The 17,494-nt window shown below is 59.5% G+C and carries 17 protein-coding genes; 2 read left to right on the top strand and 15 right to left on the bottom strand.

Annotation, left to right across the window (positions count from 1 at the left end):
- Positions 1-137 precede the first annotated feature (137 nt).
- The 6 genes from tfpZ to ubiM all read right to left on the bottom strand — a co-directional run bounded on the left by tfpZ (position 138) and on the right by ubiM (position 5,799).
- On the bottom strand, positions 138-923 hold the full coding sequence (tfpZ, locus tag DYE40_RS03745; RefSeq protein WP_115307795.1) for a TfpX/TfpZ family type IV pilin accessory protein: 786 nt from the start codon (positions 921-923) through the stop codon (positions 138-140).
- Positions 924-974: 51 nt separating this feature from the next.
- Complete coding sequence (locus tag DYE40_RS03740) at positions 975-1,529, bottom strand: pilin (protein ID WP_280529836.1); 555 nt, start codon at positions 1,527-1,529, stop codon at positions 975-977.
- 82 nt (positions 1,530-1,611) lie between these two features.
- Positions 1,612-2,160: a pilin gene (locus DYE40_RS03735; RefSeq protein ID WP_172461201.1), complete on the bottom strand. Its 549-nt coding sequence runs from the start codon at positions 2,158-2,160 to the stop codon at positions 1,612-1,614.
- Positions 2,161-2,633: 473 nt separating this feature from the next.
- A complete protein-coding gene (gene mscL, locus DYE40_RS03730) occupies positions 2,634-3,074 on the bottom strand; it encodes a large conductance mechanosensitive channel protein MscL (protein WP_115307794.1) in 441 nt (146 codons plus the stop codon).
- 201 nt (positions 3,075-3,275) lie between these two features.
- Entirely contained in the window at positions 3,276-4,199 is a 924-nt protein-coding gene (locus DYE40_RS03725; protein WP_115307793.1) for an alpha/beta hydrolase, read from the bottom strand.
- 415 nt (positions 4,200-4,614) lie between these two features.
- The gene (gene ubiM / locus DYE40_RS03720; RefSeq protein ID WP_115307792.1) at positions 4,615-5,799 is read right to left on the bottom strand and encodes a 5-demethoxyubiquinol-8 5-hydroxylase UbiM; all 1,185 of its coding nucleotides are present in this window, start codon (positions 5,797-5,799) and stop codon (positions 4,615-4,617) included.
- 220 nt (positions 5,800-6,019) lie between these two features.
- On the opposite strand from ubiM, the gene asd reads away from it, so the two are divergent.
- Positions 6,020-6,922 (top strand): archaetidylserine decarboxylase, encoded by a 903-nt coding sequence (gene asd / locus DYE40_RS03715; RefSeq protein ID WP_115307791.1) that lies wholly within the window; start codon positions 6,020-6,022, stop codon positions 6,920-6,922.
- A 493-nt stretch (positions 6,923-7,415) separates the two neighbouring features.
- On the opposite strand, the gene DYE40_RS03710 is transcribed toward asd, so the two are convergent.
- From DYE40_RS03710 to arsC, 6 genes are all read right to left on the bottom strand, one after another.
- Positions 7,416-8,303 (bottom strand): tyrosine-type recombinase/integrase, encoded by an 888-nt coding sequence (locus DYE40_RS03710; RefSeq protein WP_115307790.1) that lies wholly within the window; start codon positions 8,301-8,303, stop codon positions 7,416-7,418.
- Positions 8,304-8,659: 356 nt separating this feature from the next.
- A complete protein-coding gene (locus DYE40_RS03705; protein ID WP_147286569.1) occupies positions 8,660-9,376 on the bottom strand; it encodes a hypothetical protein in 717 nt (238 codons plus the stop codon).
- Positions 9,377-9,535: 159 nt separating this feature from the next.
- A complete protein-coding gene (gene msrAB, locus DYE40_RS03700; protein WP_115307788.1) occupies positions 9,536-11,083 on the bottom strand; it encodes a bifunctional peptide-methionine (S)-S-oxide reductase MsrA/peptide-methionine (R)-S-oxide reductase MsrB in 1,548 nt (515 codons plus the stop codon).
- Between the two features lie 323 nt (positions 11,084-11,406).
- Positions 11,407-12,576: a methionine adenosyltransferase gene (gene metK / locus DYE40_RS03695; RefSeq protein ID WP_115308271.1), complete on the bottom strand. Its 1,170-nt coding sequence runs from the start codon at positions 12,574-12,576 to the stop codon at positions 11,407-11,409.
- A 284-nt stretch (positions 12,577-12,860) separates the two neighbouring features.
- Positions 12,861-13,529, bottom strand: a complete 669-nt coding sequence (locus DYE40_RS03690) for a YdcF family protein (protein ID WP_115307787.1) — start codon at positions 13,527-13,529, stop codon at positions 12,861-12,863.
- A gap of 37 nt (positions 13,530-13,566) precedes the next feature.
- Positions 13,567-13,929 (bottom strand): arsenate reductase (glutaredoxin), encoded by a 363-nt coding sequence (gene arsC / locus DYE40_RS03685; protein ID WP_115307786.1) that lies wholly within the window; start codon positions 13,927-13,929, stop codon positions 13,567-13,569.
- A gap of 149 nt (positions 13,930-14,078) precedes the next feature.
- Between arsC and DYE40_RS03680 the strand changes: the two genes are divergently transcribed.
- Complete coding sequence (locus tag DYE40_RS03680) at positions 14,079-14,552, top strand: TlpA disulfide reductase family protein (RefSeq protein WP_115307785.1); 474 nt, start codon at positions 14,079-14,081, stop codon at positions 14,550-14,552.
- Positions 14,553-15,138: 586 nt separating this feature from the next.
- Here DYE40_RS03680 and DYE40_RS03675 read toward each other — a convergent pair.
- The 3 genes from DYE40_RS03675 to dnaN form a co-directional block, all read right to left on the bottom strand.
- Positions 15,139-16,032, bottom strand: coding sequence for a polyprenyl synthetase family protein (locus DYE40_RS03675; protein ID WP_115307784.1), 894 nt, complete (start codon positions 16,030-16,032; stop codon positions 15,139-15,141).
- Complete coding sequence (gene xseB, locus DYE40_RS03670; RefSeq protein ID WP_115307783.1) at positions 16,022-16,246, bottom strand: exodeoxyribonuclease VII small subunit; 225 nt, start codon at positions 16,244-16,246, stop codon at positions 16,022-16,024. Before xseB ends, DYE40_RS03675 begins: the two co-directional genes overlap by 11 nt.
- A gap of 108 nt (positions 16,247-16,354) precedes the next feature.
- Positions 16,355-17,458, bottom strand: a complete 1,104-nt coding sequence (dnaN, locus tag DYE40_RS03665) for a DNA polymerase III subunit beta (protein ID WP_115307782.1) — start codon at positions 17,456-17,458, stop codon at positions 16,355-16,357.
- Between the last annotated feature and the right edge of the window lie 36 nt (positions 17,459-17,494).

The raw sequence follows: 17,494 nt of genomic DNA, 5'->3' as shown, positions 1-17,494 counted from the left end.
TAGCGCAACGGCATAAGGCCGCATTGCGTCAGCATGACGGCTTTTGTCAGCCGTAAAGATTCCAAGTGCCCCAATCATTAAGAGGCCGTCTGAACACCCGCAAAGCAGGTTTTCAGACGGCCTCTTGTACTATGATTTTATTCTGTTCCAAAAGCATCCAAATGCACAAATGCTTTGAAACCGGTGTTTTTATCCATCAGAACCGTCCAAGATTTGTTTTTTTGCGAGGTAAACGGCAGATAGTACAAATCCTGCGGCGGCAAACCGCTTTTTTCCACAGCAGCAGACAAATCCGCATTATCGGGATACATTTTTTCCAAGTTCGAGAGCGGCTTCATTTTGCTACGGATGCGCTCACGGTAGGCATCGGTTTCTTCCGTCCACCAATCCGGACGCGCACTGGGTTCCACTCCTTGCAGCGACATTTGCAGGCTGGACAGTTTTTCGTTGCCGTCCTTAGCATCGCGCAATCCGATGCGTTTCACTCCCCACCACGGCAGGGAACGGAATTCGGGCAAGGCTTCGCCTAGTTTGTCCTGATCGATTTCCGCCGCACTCACCACGGTAAACCGGTCGGCCTCGAAAGCCAAAAACACGGGGCGCGCCTGCGCAACAGCGTGCAGGCCGTATATCAGGGCAGCAAGCTGGATAACGGCCACCAGCGACAAATCGGTTGCCATTTCGCGTTTCGGCTTCGCGGGATTGGCCAAAACAGAAGTAAGCACCGGGCCGCACACCATATCCACCGCCACAATCAGCCCGAGCAGCTTCAATCCCCCCATCAGTTCGGGATACGGCTGCGGATACCATACGCCGAATATCAAAACGGCAACTACCAATGCCACAGCAACATTGATGGACAAATGGATTAAAGCCAGCTTGGCGGCGTAACGCCAACGGGATTGTTTGACGGAATCAGACATACTGTTGTCCGGTTAATCGGCTTGGGGGAAAGAACGGGACATCTGCCCGAATCAGCGGCAGGAAGCGGGAGCATAGCGTGAGGGCAGTGTTCCGTTTTGGACATTGGTAAATCCCTGCGCGGTCGCCGTCATGCGCGTATCGGAAGCGCACGCCCAATCAATGGCATTGGTATTGCCAGAGGCAAAAGCGGCAACCATGGTTTGATAGCCGCCCGCATCATTCCTTACCAGCGGGGTCAGAACCAAAGTATTCGCACCCGCTGCCACGCCTACTTCCTGGGTATTGTAGCTGATCGTGATGACACCGGTTTGCGGATGCGCCAACACAGAGGAAACGTATTTGCTGGACGCTCCCGTATTGTTCGACCGACTGTTCCAGCTTCGGATGATACTGTCCAACTCCGTCGGATTGGTGCGTCCGTAGGCCGCAATATCGACTTTCAGATCCGATGCCAGCAGCAGACCTTCGGCTACTTTCGTCCGAACAATAAAATCCTGATACAGCGGCAGCGAAATGGCGGCAAGAATGCCGATGACGGCCACCACAATCATGAGTTCGATCAGCGTAAAACCGGCCTGCTTTAAAAAAACAAGATTGTTTTTCAATTTTATATTCCCTTCCTAAATCTTAGAAATGCCCAACACCCGCTTGGGCGGGTGTTGGGCATTTTATACTGCTAAACAGCGGTTAGCGGCATTGCGAAGGAGCGTATTTTTCCAGCACGGTGCCAACAGTACCAGCAGTACCGATTTGTTTCACAGCGGTAGCAGTAGTAGCGGATTGGCAGGACCAGTCGAGGTTACCGGCAACGCCGTCAACCAACGCCTTAGCCAAACGGATTTTGTTAGTACCGTCATTGATCCAAGGAGTCAAAACCAAAGTATTTTGATCCGATTTCACACCAACGGCAGCACCGTCGAATGTAACAGTCAGCTCGCCGCGTTTTTCGTCGCCGGAAGCAGCTTCCATCAAAACGCTGGTTACATATTTGGAAGTAGCACCTTTGTTGTTAACCTGACGATTCCAAGCGGCTATAGCGATGTCCAAGTCATTGCTGGAAGTAGCATCGGTAGCGAGCATGGTTTTAGCAGACTCAGCCAAGTTCAAACCCTCGGTAATGCGGCTGCGTACTGTGTAGTCTTGGTAGGCCGGCAGGGCGATAGCGGCCAAGATGCCGATAATGGCGACAACGATCATCAACTCGATCAGGGTGAAACCTTTTTGCATTGCTTTCATGTTTTAACTCCAAGTTAGTATTCGGCGAAATTGCCGTTTTTTTAAAATCAGACCTTACCGCCCCATGCGGCACAGCCTTGAATCAATCAGCCATAATGTGTTTGGCACATCTTTTAAAACTTTGTTTCCTGCGGGCTTTGCTTTTTACGCTGCCCGTTGCGGATGAAATGTTTCAAGCAATGCCCGTGCCAGCGGACAATTTTGACTGCTTTCCTTATTTATCTTTATGTTTTATATGATTTTTTAATTTTAACGCACTAAGCATACCTTCCGCTGGCAGTATAGGTATAAACTGCATTTTCGCGTCAGTTCTGACTTTTTAGCGCAACGGCATAAGGCCGCATTGCGTCAGCATGACGGCTTTTGTCAGCCGTAAAGATTCCAAGTGCCCCAATCCGGATGCCGCTTTAAAACAAAGACCGTCTGAATATGCGCTTTCAGACGGCCTGCAGGAAGATTTAGTAGGACAGCGTTTATTTTTTCAGCGCGTCGCGGATGTCGCGCAGCAGCAGCACTTCTTCGGAAGGCTCGGCGAGTGCGTCGTCGGCATGGCTTTCGACTTTGCTTTTCAGGGTGTTGAGGGCTTTGACCACGGCGAAAATGGCCGAGGCGATGATGAGGAAGCTGATGATGCTGTTGATGAACAGGCCGATATTGAGGGTAACCGCACCGGCAGCTTTGGCGGCGGCCAGGGAGGCATAGCCGCCGTCGGGAACGGAGGCTCCGTCTTTCAGGGTGATGAATAGGTTGGAGAAGTCCACGCCGCCGATCAGCAGGCCGATGGGGGGCATGATGACATCGTCCACCAGCGATTTGACGATGCCGGAGAAGGCCGTGCCCACTACCATACCCACCGCCAGATCGACGACGTTGCCGCGCATGATGAAGTCTCTAAATTCTTGTTTGATTGACATTTTGTCTTTCCTTTTCGGTTTGTTGCGGAATAAAGGCGCGGCAGTTTAGCGAAAGTGTGCGGCCGCAGGATGACGGCAGGATTTGCGGTTGTTTTTCGTGTCATGCGGCGGCTGGGTGCGGTGTATGGCAATCGAAGAGGCCGTCTGAAAACCTTTTTTGGCTTTCAGACGGCCTCTTTATTCATTTGGCCGTGCGGCATTTCAACGCGCCGTGTCGGCCAAAGTTTGTTTGAAGGACAGGCCGAACAGGCGGCCGTGGGTGGCTTCGGGATAGGCATGGTAGGCGGTGTCGCGCGTATGCGGACGCAGCTTTGCGGCGAGTTGTGCGGCGGCATCGGGCGGTACGGCGCGCAGGGCGGCGGCACGGCGGGCGAGCATGGCGGCCTGCTGCGCATCGGCCGGCTGTTTTTGTTCCTGTGCGCCGCTCTTGTCGATGCGCACGCTGCGATCGGTTAAGACTCCGTCCTGCCGCAGGGCGCGTTCGGCGCGGTGCAGCATTTGGCCGCTGTGCCACCAGAGGGCGGGGTCGGCGGCGGCGTAATGTGTGAAGGTGTGCGGTTTTTCAAACAGGGTGTAGAAGACGAACAGGCCGCCGTAGGAGTGTCCCCACAGGGTTTGCCGCTGCGGGTCGGTTTTGGCGATGGCGGCGATTTGCGGGCGCAGGCTGTGTTCGATGAAGTCGAGCAGCGCGGGTGCGCCGCCGTTGCGGCGGCCTTCTGAGAGCGGGTCGGCCATGCTTTGTCCGTTTTCGTCGGGCGGGGTGTAGTCGTAGGCGCGGCGGGCGGTGTCGAAACGCAGCGCGGTGGGATAGCCCGCCAACACCAGCAGCGGCGGGTTTGGCAAACTGCGCAATGTGTCTGCGTCCAGGTATTCGAGTACGGCATTGCCGTCGAGGGCGTAGAGGGCGGGATAGCCTGCGGCGGGCGGCGGGGCGGATGGGATGCCGACGAAGATGCGGTAGGGCTGCCCGGCCGCGTCGGCCATGTCGAGGGTGCGGAAGGTGTAGCCGGTGTGGGCGGCTGTGAGTACGGAGGTGTCGGCGCGGCGGTAGACTTCGGGATTGACGGGCGTTGCGGCGGCGGCCAGCGCGGGCAGCAGGGCGAGTGCGGGGAGCAGGCGTTTCATGGGCGGACGGGCTTGGGTTGCGGAAACGGCGGACTGTAACGGAAAACGGCGGCGGCGGGAAGCTGCTGCCGTCCGTCTCTTTGGCTGCGCAGAGGCGTTGCGGGGAAGGCGGCGGCCGTATTGCAGGAGGCCGTCTGAAAATCTGTTATGCCGTTTTGTTTCGCCGACACTGTGTTTTCAGACGGCCTTATATATTGCGCTGTCTGTCCCTTCGGAAAGGCAAATCCGCTACGAAGCAAAAAACGCGTGCGTCGCTGTGCGGCACACCCTACTTTGGTAGAGGAGATTGCATACGCCGCTTGGGCGGCACACCCTGCCCGACGGGCAGCGGCGGGAACGGTATAAAAACGGAAGGCCGTCTGAAAACCTGCAAAACGGTTTTCAGACGGCCTCTGCCGTGCCGTGGCGGCGGTGTTCAGCCTGTGAGCTGGCGGGTAATCAGTTTTTTCACCGGCGGCAGGTTGTTGCTGACGCGCAGGACGAGGCTGCGCAGGAGCTTGGCGGGGGCGGCTTCGTTGGTAAAGAGCTTCACCATGGCGTTGGTGCCGTGGTAAAGCGGGCGGGTATTGATCTGGTGTTTGGCATTGTAGCGTTCGAGCAGGGAGGACGCGCCGATGTCGCGGCCGTTTTGCGCGGCCTGCACGACGAGTTTGCCGAGAATGTCCGCGCTTTCGAGGCCGAGGTTGAAGCCGTGGGCGGTTACGGGGTGCATACCGACGGCGGCATCGCCGATCAGGGCGGCGCGTGGGGCGTAGAAGCGGCCGGCGTGTACGCCCACCAGCGGGTAGGTGTGCAGGGTGCCGGCCTGTTCCATTTTGCCCAGCCTGAAGCCGAGCTGTTTTTCAAGGTCGGCGGCAAATTCTTCGGGGCTGAGTGCGAGCAGGCTGCCGGCTTTGTCGCTGTCGATGGTGATGACGCAGTTGGTCAGGTGCTCTTCCAACGGCAGCAGGGCGAGGGTGCGGCCGTATTGGAAAAATTCGACGGCGGTGTGTTGGTTGGAGATTTCGTGTTTGAAACGGCAGACGATGACGGTGCGCCCGAAGTCGTGCATATCGGCGGAAATGCCAATCTGGCGGCGGGTTTGCGAAAAGCGGCTGTCGGCGGCAACCAGGAGGCGGGCGGTCAGCTCTTCGCCGTTGTCCAAAGTGAGGTAGGCCTGGGTGTCGGTGGTGCGGGCTTCTTTCACGCCCACGCCGGAAAGGATGTTTACGTTTTCCTGACCTTTCACCGCTTCATAGGCGGCACGGCGGATGTTGTGGTTGGAAATCAGGTTGCCCAGCCGGTCGGTTTCGCCGCCGCGCGCCTTGGTCGGCTGCGGGAAATAGAGCTGGTAGGACGAAGAGCCGTTCCACACTTTCGCATCTTTGAGACGGTAGATTTCGTCTTCCGGCACGCGCTGCCAAATGCCCAGCCGCTCCATGATTTCCTTCGACAAATGCGTCAGCGCGATTTCGCGCCCGTCGTAGGCGGGGTTTGCGATGCTTTCCAAAGGGGCTTTTTCCACGATGGTAACGGAAAGGCCGCTGCCGTCCAGCGTGCGGGCGAAGCTCAGTCCGGCCGGGCCTGCGCCGACGACGACGATGTCCGAGTGCTTGCTCATTTCGGTTCTCCTTTTTCATAAGGGCTGGGCAAAACGTGAAAGGCGCAAATGCCGCTGTGCCTGACACAAAACGCGGCAAGGATAGCAAAAAAACGCCGCCGTGTGGCGCGGTATGGCACAGATTTAATGCAAATCAAACCGCGCCGCGCCCGTGCGTGCGGACGGCTTTTTCCGCGATTTGCTATACTCGCCGCTTTCACACACACCATCAGGAAAACCGATGTCCGAACTGCGCCCCTATCCCAAGCCGAGCTACCCGCAACGCGCCAAAACCGCCCTCCACTACCTCCTGCCCCAGCTTGCCGTTACCCGCGCCGCCGGCTGGCTGGCCGAACGCCGCTGGGGCGTGCTGACCACCCTTGCCGTCAAAGCCTTCGCCGCCCGCTACAAAGTCGATATGTCCGAAGCCGAAAAAAGCCGCGCCGGCGACTATGCCAGCTTCAACGAATTTTTCATCCGCCCGCTCAAAGCGGATGCCCGCCCGATTGATGCAAACCCCGCCGCCCTCTGCCTGCCCGCCGACGGCTGCGTCAGCGAAGCCGGAGCGATAGAGGCCGGCCGCCTCATCCAGGCCAAAGGACACAGCTTCTCCGCCCTCGAGCTCCTCGCCGGCGATGCCGCCCTCGCCGCCGAATTTTCAGACGGCCTCTTCCTCACGACTTACCTTTCCCCGCGCGACTACCACCGCGTCCATATGCCCTGCGCCGCCACCCTGCGCCGCATGATCTACGTTCCGGGCGAGCTTTATTCCGTCAATCCCTTTCTCGCGCAGCACATCCCCAACCTCTTCGCCCGCAACGAACGCCTCATCTGCGTGTTCGACACCGGCTTCGGCAGCATGGTGCAGATACTCGTCGGCGCCACCGTAACCGCCAGCATCAGCACCGTATGGGCGGGGGTTGTCAATCCCCCGCGTCCGCAAACCGTCCTGCAATGGCTCTATCCGGCCGACGGCGCGGATGCGGTCAAACTCGAAAAAGGACAGGAAATGGGCGCGTTCCGCCTCGGCTCCACCGTGATCAACCTTTTCCCGCAAGGCAGCGTCCGTCTCAACGACACCCTGCGCCCCGGCGCACCCGTCCGCATGGGTGCGCTGCTCGGCGAAAGGGCAGAGGCCGTCTGAAAACCTGTTGCACGGTTTCAGACGGCCTTTTCGCTATATTTGGAAACGCGTGCGTCGCCGTGCGACACACCCTACACGGGATTCTGACAAGTGGAAAGTAAGGCCGTCTGAAAATGCGGCTTCCATTTTTTCAGACGGCCTCTGCCGTTTATGTAGGGTGTGTGGCTCTGCCACGCACGCGGTTACGGAGATTGCACGGCTTTTCGTTTCGGCATGAGGGGAACGCGTGCGTCGCTTTGGCGACACACCCTACGCGGGATACGGCAGGACAAAAGACAGAGGCCGTCTGAAAACCGATGAATCCGCCGCGAACCTACTCCCTCCCCTGCGCCCGCGCGGGGGAGGGAATCAAGTTTCCGCAACAAGCCTGCATTCTTTCTACATCTAATCTTCCCTCCGCAGGCGTAAGGGAACAAAGGCCGTCTGAAAATCCGCAAACGGGTTTTCAGACGGCCTTTTGATGGCCTATCGCCCTGCACCAACGCGCCCTGTCCTATTTTTTCCGTTTCGCACGCGGATGGGCGCGGTCGTAGGCTTCGGCCATGCGGGCGAAATCGAGTTTGGTGTAAATCTGCGTGGCGGAAAGGTCGGCATGGCCGAGCAGCTCCTGCACGGCGCGGATGTTGCCGCACGACTGCAAAAGATGGCTGGCATAGCTGTGGCGCAGCATATGCGGGCTCAAATGCTGCGGGCTGCCGTTTTCCACCGCCCAGTCGCGCAGGCGGTTTTGGATTTGGCGGATGCCGAGACGGCGGCCGCTGCGGTTGGTAAACAGGGCGGTTTCGCCGGCGGCGGCGGTGCGCTGCGGCAGATAGGCGCGGAGGGCGGCGGCACTTTTGCCGGTGAGCGGCACTTGGCGGTGTCTGCCGCCTTTGCCGCGCACCGCCGCCCAGCCTTCGTCGATCAGCACGTCGTCCACATCCAGCCCCTGCGCTTCGGCCACGCGCAGGCCGCTGCCGTAGAGCAGCTCGAACAGGGCAAGGTCGCGCAGGGCGAGCGCGTCATCGGCCGGAGCGCGGTCAAACAGCGTGTTGAGCGGCTCGGCATCGACGGCTTTGGGCAGAAGCTGCGGGGCTTTGGGGGCTTTCAGAGAAGCTGCGGGATTGGCTTCGAGCAGGCCGGTGTGCACGAGATAGCCGGCATACTGCCGCCAGACGGAGAGTTTGCGCGCCATGCTGCGTTCGCCCGTGCCGCGCTGCGACAGCTTTTTCAGCGCGGCGGCAAAGTCTTGTCGGCTGACGGGACGGGCGTGGTCGGGCATCAGTTCGGCAAGCTGGGCGAGGTCGCGGCGGCTGGCGGCGAGGGTGTGCGGCGAGCGGTTCCGCTGCCGCAGGGTTTCGAGATAGGCTTCGCGGCGGGAGAGAAATTCGGCGGGGGTCATGGCGGCGGGCGGTTGGGGAAACGGGCGGCAGGGTAGCAAAGCGGGCGGGTGCGGCGCAAGCGGCAGAGGCCGTCTGAAAGACAAGGACACGCCGCAAAACACAGATTCCCGCAGCCGCCTGCGGCCTTGGCAAATCTTCTGAATGCGGCGTGCTTCGGGGCGCGGCGGGCGGAAGCCATCAGGCAGGAGGAAGGGGCGTGCAAGGGGCAAATGCGCCGCAGGCAGTGTTTGCCAAGTCCGCAGCCTTGTTTTCAGACGGCCTCACCGGTATGGCCGGCGGGTAAGGATTAAATGCCCGTTTTTTATTTTGTTTCACCGTCAAATAGAAGGAGACAAAGCGGCTGCTGGTTTGCCCTTCAACTTCCGGCTTCGTCTTCCCTTGATTTCAGCAAGGTCAGCACGTGCCATTTGCCGTCGTGTATGGCTCCGCACAGCTCGAAGTCAATCGAGCCGTCAGGCATGTCTTCGGCCTGCTGGATTCTTTTCGCCTTATACCGTTTATGGCGACGCTCGAAAGCCTCTTCGATTTTGAACTTCTGCCTGTAATCCAAGGCTTCGCCCGACAGTCCGCAGATTGACTTGGGGTCAAACAAGTGGTGCAACGGATAGACGAAACCCAAGCCCAGCAGTTCGTGCAGATAGGGTGTAATCGGAGCAAAGGTGCAGGTTCTTGACAACTCCCACTCGTGCTTGAACGGCGGCTTGGAACCCAAGACATAGACGCAGCGGTCTGAGTCTTTGGCCTTGATTTTCAGGCCCGCCAGCAGGGCTTTTCCGGCCAATTCCCGCAGGCCTTCTTCCTGCGTTTCGCTGTCGAACAGCTTGGCCTTGATTTCGGGGTAACGTTCGGCAGCCTTTTCAAAATCATCACGGGCTTTGGCAGCCAGCTTGCGTTCGTAGTCCAGATTCACTTCGGTAACGAACACGATTGGGACAGGGGTCGGCCAATCGCAGACTATGTGTGCCGGAAACTTCTCCGACCTTTCGGTAGAGGTAAGTCCCGCCACAAACTCGGGGGTCATCACTTTGTTCCACAGGACTAGGGCTTGCTTCAATTTACTTTCCAGACTCATTCTGTCTCCTTACAGACTGTATTGACGGCTTCGCAGGCAAAATCATAGAGAAAAACCGGTATGCCGGCTGTATTGTCTGCCGCTAACCGTTTGCCCTCCGTGCATTCAGAGGCCGTCTGAAAAGCGTTTTCAGACGGCCTCTGCTTGATCCGCAGGGCTTTATTTCACCGTGTTTTTCAATGCGCCGTAGCCTGCCGCGTCCATCTCGGCAAGCGGGACGAATTTCAGGCTTGCGCCGTTGATGCAGTAGCGCAGGCCGCCTTTGTCTTTGGGGCCGTCGGGAAACACATGGCCGAGGTGGGAATCGGCGGCGCGGCTGCGTACTTCGGTGCGCACCATGTTGTAGCTCGTGTCGCTGTGTTCGGTAACGGCGGCGGCTTCGATGGGTTTGGTGAAGCTCGGCCAGCCGCAACCGGAGTCGTACTTGTCGGCAGAGCTGAACAGGGGTTCGCCACTGACGATGTCCACATAAATGCCGGGTTTGAACAGGTGGTCGTATTCGTGGCTGAACGCGTATTCGGTGGCCGCGTGCTGGGTTACTTCGTATTGCTCGCGGGTGAGGCGGCGGCGCAGTTCTTCGTCGGATGGTTTGTGGTAGCTTGCGGCGTTGAAGCCTTTGCCTTGCGGTGCGGCTTTGCCCGGCAGCGGTTCGTCGGCTTTGCGGATGTCGATGTGGCAGTAGCCGTTGGGGTTTTTAATCAGGTAGTCCTGATGGTATTCCTCGGCTTCGTAGAAATTTTGCAGCGGCTGGTTTTCTACAACGACGGGCTGGCTGTATTTTTTCTGCTCGCGTGCGAAGGCTTTTTCAATCACGGCTTTTTCGGCAGGGTCGGTGTAGTACACGCCGGTACGGTATTGGATGCCCCGGTCGTTGCCCTGTTTGTTGAGGCTGGTGGGGTCGATGACGCGGAAGTAGTATTGCAGTATGTCGTCGAGGCTTAATTTGTCCGCATCGTAGGTAACTTTTACCGTTTCGGCGTGGCCGCTGTTGTTGATTACATCCTGATAGCTTGGGTTTTTCGTGCCGCCGTTGGCGTAGCCCGACACCGCGTCGGCCACGCCGTCGATGCGTTGGAAATAGGCTTCCAAGCCCCAAAAGCAGCCGCCGGCCAGATAGATGGTTTTGGTATTCATGGGTTTCACTTTCGCTTTGTCTTGGGTGTTGAACTGTGTTTTCAGACGGCCTATGTCGGCTTCGGGATTGTCGATTAAGGCCAGTGCCTGCGCTTCGTTGATGCTGCCTTTGACAATGCGGGCGACATTGCCGTTTTTGTCGAGCACCGCCCACGAGGGGTACACGCGGACATTGAGGCTTTGGGCAATCGTGCCGCCGTTGTCGGCGACCACGGGCAGCTTGGGATAATTGAGGCCGGCATACCATTTTTGGAAGTCGCCGTCTTTTTTCTCGCCGAGAAAGCCGGGCGAGGCCACGGTAATCAGGTTGGCCGCTTGGAAACGCTTGTCCTGCGTCCATTTTTCGGTGTGGCCGAGTTCGGACAGGCACAGCGGACACCAGCTTGCCCAAAATTTCACCAGCGTCGGTTTGTTTTTGTCCAAACGGGGGGCGGGACGGCCCTGCGGATCTTGAAGCTGCGCGAGCATCTGCGGCACGGGCGCGGCCTGCGCCGCCCCGCTGTGCGGGATGAAAAACGCCACACCGGCAGCGGCCGCAGCGGCAATGAAAACGGGTTTCCAAAATTTGTCCATGATTTCTCCTTTGATACGGGTCGGATGGTCGGGCAGCCTGCCAAAGCTGCATCCTCTGCCGCATTAGACGTACAGGACGGAAAAACCTTACAGACGGTTTGCCGTTTTTTCCGCTGCGGCCGCACCTTGTCCGCAAAACGGCGGTTTAATCCGCATAAGGTATGGCCGTCTGAAACGCGCAAACCGCGTGCGTGGCTGCGCCACACACCCTGCACACGGGACTCAGGCAGGGTGTGCCGCCAAAGCGGCGCACGCGTTCCCTGCCGCCACCAAGCAAAGAGGCCGTCTGAAAACTGCTTTCAGACGGCCTCTGTTTCGCTGTTTTACAGCCCCGCAGCGGCTTTGAGGGCGGCGGCTTTGTCGGTGCGCTCCCAGGTAAATTCCGGCTCTTCGCGGCCGAAGTGGCCGTAGGCGGCGGTTTTGCTGTAAATCGGGCGCAAAAGGTCGAGCATTTTGACGATGCCTTTGGGGCGCAGGTCGAAATGTTCGCGCACCAGGGCAATCAGTTTTTCTTCGCTGATTTTGCCTGTGCCGAAAGTGTCGATGGCAATCGAGGTCGGCTCGGCGATGCCGATGGCGTAGGAAATCTGGATTTGGCACTGGGTGGCCAGGCCGGCGGCAACGATGTTTTTGGCGACATAGCGGCAGGCGTAGGCGGCGGAGCGGTCGACTTTGCTCGGGTCTTTGCCGGAGAATGCGCCGCCGCCGTGCGGGGCTGCGCCGCCGTAGGTATCGACGATGATTTTGCGGCCGGTTAAGCCGCAGTCGCCGTGCGGGCCGCCGATGACGAATTTGCCTGTCGGGTTAATCAGGTATTTGGTTTGTCCGGTGAGCATTTCGGGCGGCAGTACGGGCTTGATAATCTGCTCGATAACCTGTTTTTCCAGCTCTTCATGGCCGATTTCGGGGTCGTGCTGGGTGGAAAGGACAACGGTGTCGATGCGTTTGACTTTGCCGGTTTCGCTGTCGTACACGGCGGTAATCTGCGCTTTGGCATCGGGGCGCAGCCACGGCAGGCTGCCGTCGCGGCGCAGTTCGCTCTGCCGCTGCATCAGGCGGTGGCTGTAATAGATGGCAAAGGGCATCAGCGTGGGGGTTTCGTCGCAGGCGTAGCCGAACATCAGACCCTGGTCGCCCGCGCCTTGTTCCAAATCCAGCCCCTCGCCTTCGTTCACGCCTTGGGCGATGTCGGGCGATTGTTGGTCGTAGTACACGCCGACGGCGCAGCCTTTGGCATCAAAACACAGCGCGGGGTCGTTGTAGCCGATGCGGGCGATGGTGTCGCGGGCGACTTTGATGTAGTCGACGTGGGCATGTGTGGTAATTTCGCCGGCCAGCACGCACAGGCCGGTGTTGACCAGCGTTTCGGCGGCCACGCGGGCGGCGGGGTCTTGCGCCAATACGGCATCAAGAATGGCATCGGAGATTTGGTCGGCCACTTTGTCGGGATGGCCTTCGGAAACGGATTCGGAGGTAAACAGGTATTCGCTCATGGTTTGCTCTTTCTCGGAAAGGATAGGGGTGGAGGCCGTCTGAAAAGTTTGGGCGGCTGCCTGACGGCCTGTTTGCGGCGGGCAGAAAAATACCCGCATTCAAGCGGGATTTCGATTGCCTGCCGCGTTGCCGCGCAGACCACATCGGTTTTACGAAAACCGTCCACCTTACTCGGTTATCGGGCGGAAACCCGAAAAGCAGGTTGGCATGGAAGTCCCAACTCTTAATGCGGGGCGCATGATAGCAAAACCGGCGGGCAGGGGCAACAAGATGCGAATGTTTTTTATCTGCCGAAGCCGAAAAACACCATCACCGCGCGGCCGCCGCGCCAGAAATAGTAGCCTGCCAGCAGCATGGTTTCGCGCAGTTGGAATTTGAAGCGGCTGCCGCCTTCGGCGTAGCGTGTGGTGGGCGTGGGCGATACTTCCGCGTCCAGCCCGAGATCGCGCGCCACGGCGGCGGCGCGGGCCAGATGGGGCGGGTCGCTGACGATAACGATTTTGCGCAAACCCGCTTCGCGCAGCGGCGCACGCAGATAGGCCAGGTTTTCATAGGTGGTGCGCGACTTGTTTTCCGACAGGATGTCTTCGGCGGGCACGCCCTGTTTGAGTGCGTAACGCCGCCCCACTTCGCCCTCGCTCATAAAGCCTTTTTTCACCGCGCCGCCGGTAAACACCAGCTTGCGCACGCGCCCGCCGCGATAGAGGCCGACGGCGTGGTTGATGCGTTCGCGGAACACGGGCGAAGGGCGGGAATCCCACGCCGCCGCACCCAGCACCACCGCCGCATCGCCCGCATAATCCGCAGGCAGCACCGCCTGTCCCGTGCGGTAGACGCTCCATCCGCACCAGGCGAAAAACAGCAGCACCAGCAGCACGCTGCAAACAAAGCCGCGCCACAGGCTGCCCCACAAGATGCGCGGCCGTCTGAAAAAACGTTGTGCGCCGTTCATTGCCGTTTCCGTTTGCAGGCCGTCTGAAAAGGCGTTTTCAGACGGCCTGCTCCTGCCGTAAAAGCGCGGCGATGTTTTCCAAAGGGCGGCCGATGGCGGCTTTTGCGCCGATCACGGCAATCGGCCGTTCCAGCAGCGCGGGATGGGCGGCAAGGGCGGCGATCAGGGCTTCGTTGTCCGCGCCGTCCAAATCCAGGCTGCGGTAGAGATCGTCTTTCGTACGCATCATGCCGCGCACGTCGGACAGGCCGAGCCTGCCTGCCAAATCGCGCAGGGCGGCGGCATCCAGAGGCCGGTCGAGATAACGCACGATGTGGGTTGCCACGCCCTGCTCCGCCAGCCATTCGGCGGCGGCGCGGGATTTGGAACAGCGGGGGTTGTGGTAGAGGGTTACGTTCATTTCAGACGGCCTTTGCTGTTGGCGGGGCGGGCATTGTAAGCCCGCCCCGCCCCGTGCGCAAAGATTTGCCGCCGCGCAAATTCCGTATGCGGGGAAAGGGTTATAATCCGCTCCGTCTGCAAACCGTTTCCGACAAGGAGTGTCTTATGATGAAATCCGCCGCCTTCGCCGCCGCGCTGCTGCTTGCCTGCACCGCGCTTTCCGCCGCCGATCTGGCCGCCTTCCCCGACGGCAAAGCCCGTGATTTTCCCGAGCTGAAAGCCCCCGTGCGCGTGGTCAATTTCTGGGGCTCGTACTGCAAACCCTGCGTAAAGGAAATGCCGGAAATGTCGGCATGGTTTAAAAAACAGAAAAAAGGCAGCGTCGATTTGGTGGGCATCGCCGTGGACAGGAAGGAAAACATCGCCGCCTTTCTGCAAAAAACGCCCGTGTCCTACCCCGTGTGGCTCTACACCGGCAGCGACAGCCGCAGCTTTATGAAGGCACACGGCAACACCGTGGGCGCATTGCCCTTTACCACCGTCGAGGCGGTGAAATGCGGCAAACGCGAGGCCATCCTCGGCGGCGTGGACGCGAAAAAGCTGGACGAGGCGGTGAAAAAAGTGTCCGCCGCGTGCAAATAAGGAAAAGCCGTGGCAGCACGGCTTTTCCATTGTCCGATAGCCGGGGTGCGTCTGAAAAACGCGTGCGCCGCTGCGCGACACCCTGCCAAACGGCACAGGCCGTCTGAAAACCCCGTTTCGGATTTTCAGACGGCCTGTATGTCCGTAACAAAACCAAAAAAGCGTCCGCCCTGCTGCCCGACCAGATAAGGTGCGTCGTCCAAAGACAACGCTCGCGTTCTCTATTGCCGCAAAGAGGCCGTCTGAAAACGCAAAAACGGCATTTCGGACATGCCGAATCCGTGTGTTCGGAAGGCTTTTTTCCATTGCTCAAACCATTGGCGCAAACAAGCCGTTCCGACATCCGCAGCCGCGTGCGCCGCTGCGCGACACACCCTGCCGAACGGCACAGGCCGTCTGAAAATCCGAAAACGGTTTAAAGCGGTTTTCAGACGGCCTGTATGTCCGTAACAAAACCAAAAAAGCGTCCGCCCTGCTGTCAGATAGGGAGTCGTCCCAAAACGACGCGCACGTTCTCCGCCGCAGCAAAGAGGCCGTCTGAAAATCCGAAACGGGGTTTTCAGACGGCCTCTTTAATGCCTGCCGTTCAGTTTTTCCGCGCGGTAACGAATTGCGCGAGGCTGCGCAGCTTGTCGGCACGGCTGCCGAAGGGGGCGAGGGCGGACACGGCGGCGGATACCAGCGTTTCGGCGTATTGCTCGGCGGCTGCCGCTCCCATCAGGGAAACGTAGGTGGGCTTGCCGTGCTGCGCGTCTTTGCCGGCGGTTTTGCCGAGGGTGGCGGTGTCGGCGGAACAGTCCAGCACGTCGTCGATCACTTGGAAGGCGAGGCCGAGGTGCGCGGCATAGCTGTCGAGGCTGTGCAGGGCGGTGTCGTCCAAGTCGGCACAGGCAAGGCCGCCGAGGCGGACGGCGGCGCGGATGAGTGCGCCGGTTTTGAGGCGGTGCATTTGTTCGAGACCCTCCTGCGTCAGCGTTTTGCCGACGCTGGACAGGTCTACCGCCTGCCCGCCCGCCATGCCGAGGCTGCCGGTGGCGCGGGCGAGGGTGGCCAGCATTTCAAGCTGCCGTGCCGCAGGCAGGGCGGCGGGACGGGCGAGGATGTCGAAGGCCAGGGTTTGCAGCGCGTCGCCGGCCAACAGGGCGGCGGCTTCGCCGTAGGCGATATGGCAGGTGGGTTTGCCGCGCCGCAGGCTGTCGTTGTCCATGGCGGGCATATCGTCGTGGACGAGGGAGTAGGCGTGGACGAGTTCGACGGCGGCCATGGCCTGCCCGACGGCGGCAGGATCGGCCTGTCCGATTTCGGAGGCGGCCAGCACCAGCAGGGGGCGCAGGCGTTTGCCGCCGCCGAGTACGGCGTAACGCATGGCGCGGTGGAGGTCTTGCGGCGTGTCGTTTTCGGAGGGCATCAGGCGTTCGAGTAGCAGCTCGGTCTGCGCCTGCGCCCGTATCTGCCAGTGTTCGGTTTGCTTATTGTTCATCGGGGGCAAATTCCTTGATGAGGCCGTCTGAATCGAGGATGTGCAGTTTCTGCTCGGCTTCGGCCAGTTTGTCGCGGCAGTATTTGAGCAGGGTGCTGCCTTCCTGATAGGCGGCCAGCGCGTCTTCGAGGGGCAGGTCGGCGTTTTGCATGGACTCGGTCAGGGCTTCGAGGCGTTTGAGGGCTTCTTCAAAGGTTTTGGGGGCTTTTTTCATGGCGGTTTGCTGTCGGACGGGGGGTTTGAAAGGGTAAAGGCCGTCTGAAAACCTGTCCGGCGGTTTCAGACGGCCTGTTATGCGGCAGCGTGCCGTAGCGGCGGGCGGCTAGATGCGCATGGGCATAACGATGTATTTGAAGTCGGGGTTGTCGGGAATGGTAAACAGGGTGGAACGGTTGGCATCGCCGAAAGCGATTTGGATGTCGTCGGAGTGGACGTTGCGCAGCACGTCCATCAGGTAGTTGATGTTGAATGCGGCTTCGAGTTCGCCGCCCTGGTAGGCGATTTCGAGTTCTTCGCGGGCTTCTTCCTGTTCGTTGTTGCTGCACACGACACTCAGCAGTCCGGCTTGCAAATGCAGGCGCGCGCCCCTGAATTTTTCGTTGGCCAAAATGGCGGCGCGTTCGAGCGAACCGAGGAAGGCGGCGCGGTTGAGGAGGAAGATTTTGTCGTTGTCGAGCGGGATGACGCGGTTGTAGTCGGGAAATTTGCCGTCGACGACTTTGCTGACGATGACCGAGCCGTTGCAGCGGAAGCGCACTTGGTTTTCCAGCAGCTCGACGCTGACCTGCTCTTCGGGGCGGTTGAGCAGCTTGAAGAGTTCGAGCACGGTTTTGCGCGGCAGGATGACTTCGGCCTTGGGCAGGTCGGCCTCGATGGCGGCGGCGGAGTAGGCGAGGCGGTGGCCGTCGGTGGCAACCAGGCGGAGCTGGTTTCCTTCGGTCTGCATCAAAAGGCCGTTGAGGTAGTAGCGGATGTCCTGCACGGCCATGCTGTACTGCACTTGGGAGAGCATGGTTTTGAGGGTGTCCTGCGGCAGGGAAAAGGCGGAGCCGATTTCTTCGCCGACGCTCATCAGAGGGAAGTCTTCGGCAGGCAGGGTTTGCAGGGCGAAACGGGATTTGCCGGCTTTGAGGGTAAGGCGGCTCTGCGCCCAGTCGAGGGCAACCTGCGCACCTTCGGGCAGGGCGCGCAGGATGTCTTGCAGCTTTTTGGCGTTGGTGGTGATGCGGAAAGCACCGGCCTCGCTGTCGGGGCCGGCGGTGTTGATTTGGATTTCGAGGTCGGTGGCGAGGATGTTGGTCTGCCCGTTTGCATTTTCGATCAGGACGTTGGAAAGAATGGGCAGCGTGTGGCGGCGTTCGACGATGCCGGTTACGGCTTGCAGCGGTTTGAGCAGGCTGTCGCGGTCGGCTTGCAGTATCAGCATGGGTTTTCCTTAAAATGTATCGGTTTCGGTGTTTTG

Origin of the sequence: Kingella potus, from assembly GCF_900451175.1 — a bacterium.
Lineage (GTDB): Bacteria > Pseudomonadota > Gammaproteobacteria > Burkholderiales > Neisseriaceae > Neisseria > Neisseria potus.
This window is presented reverse-complemented; position numbering and strand designations above follow the sequence as displayed.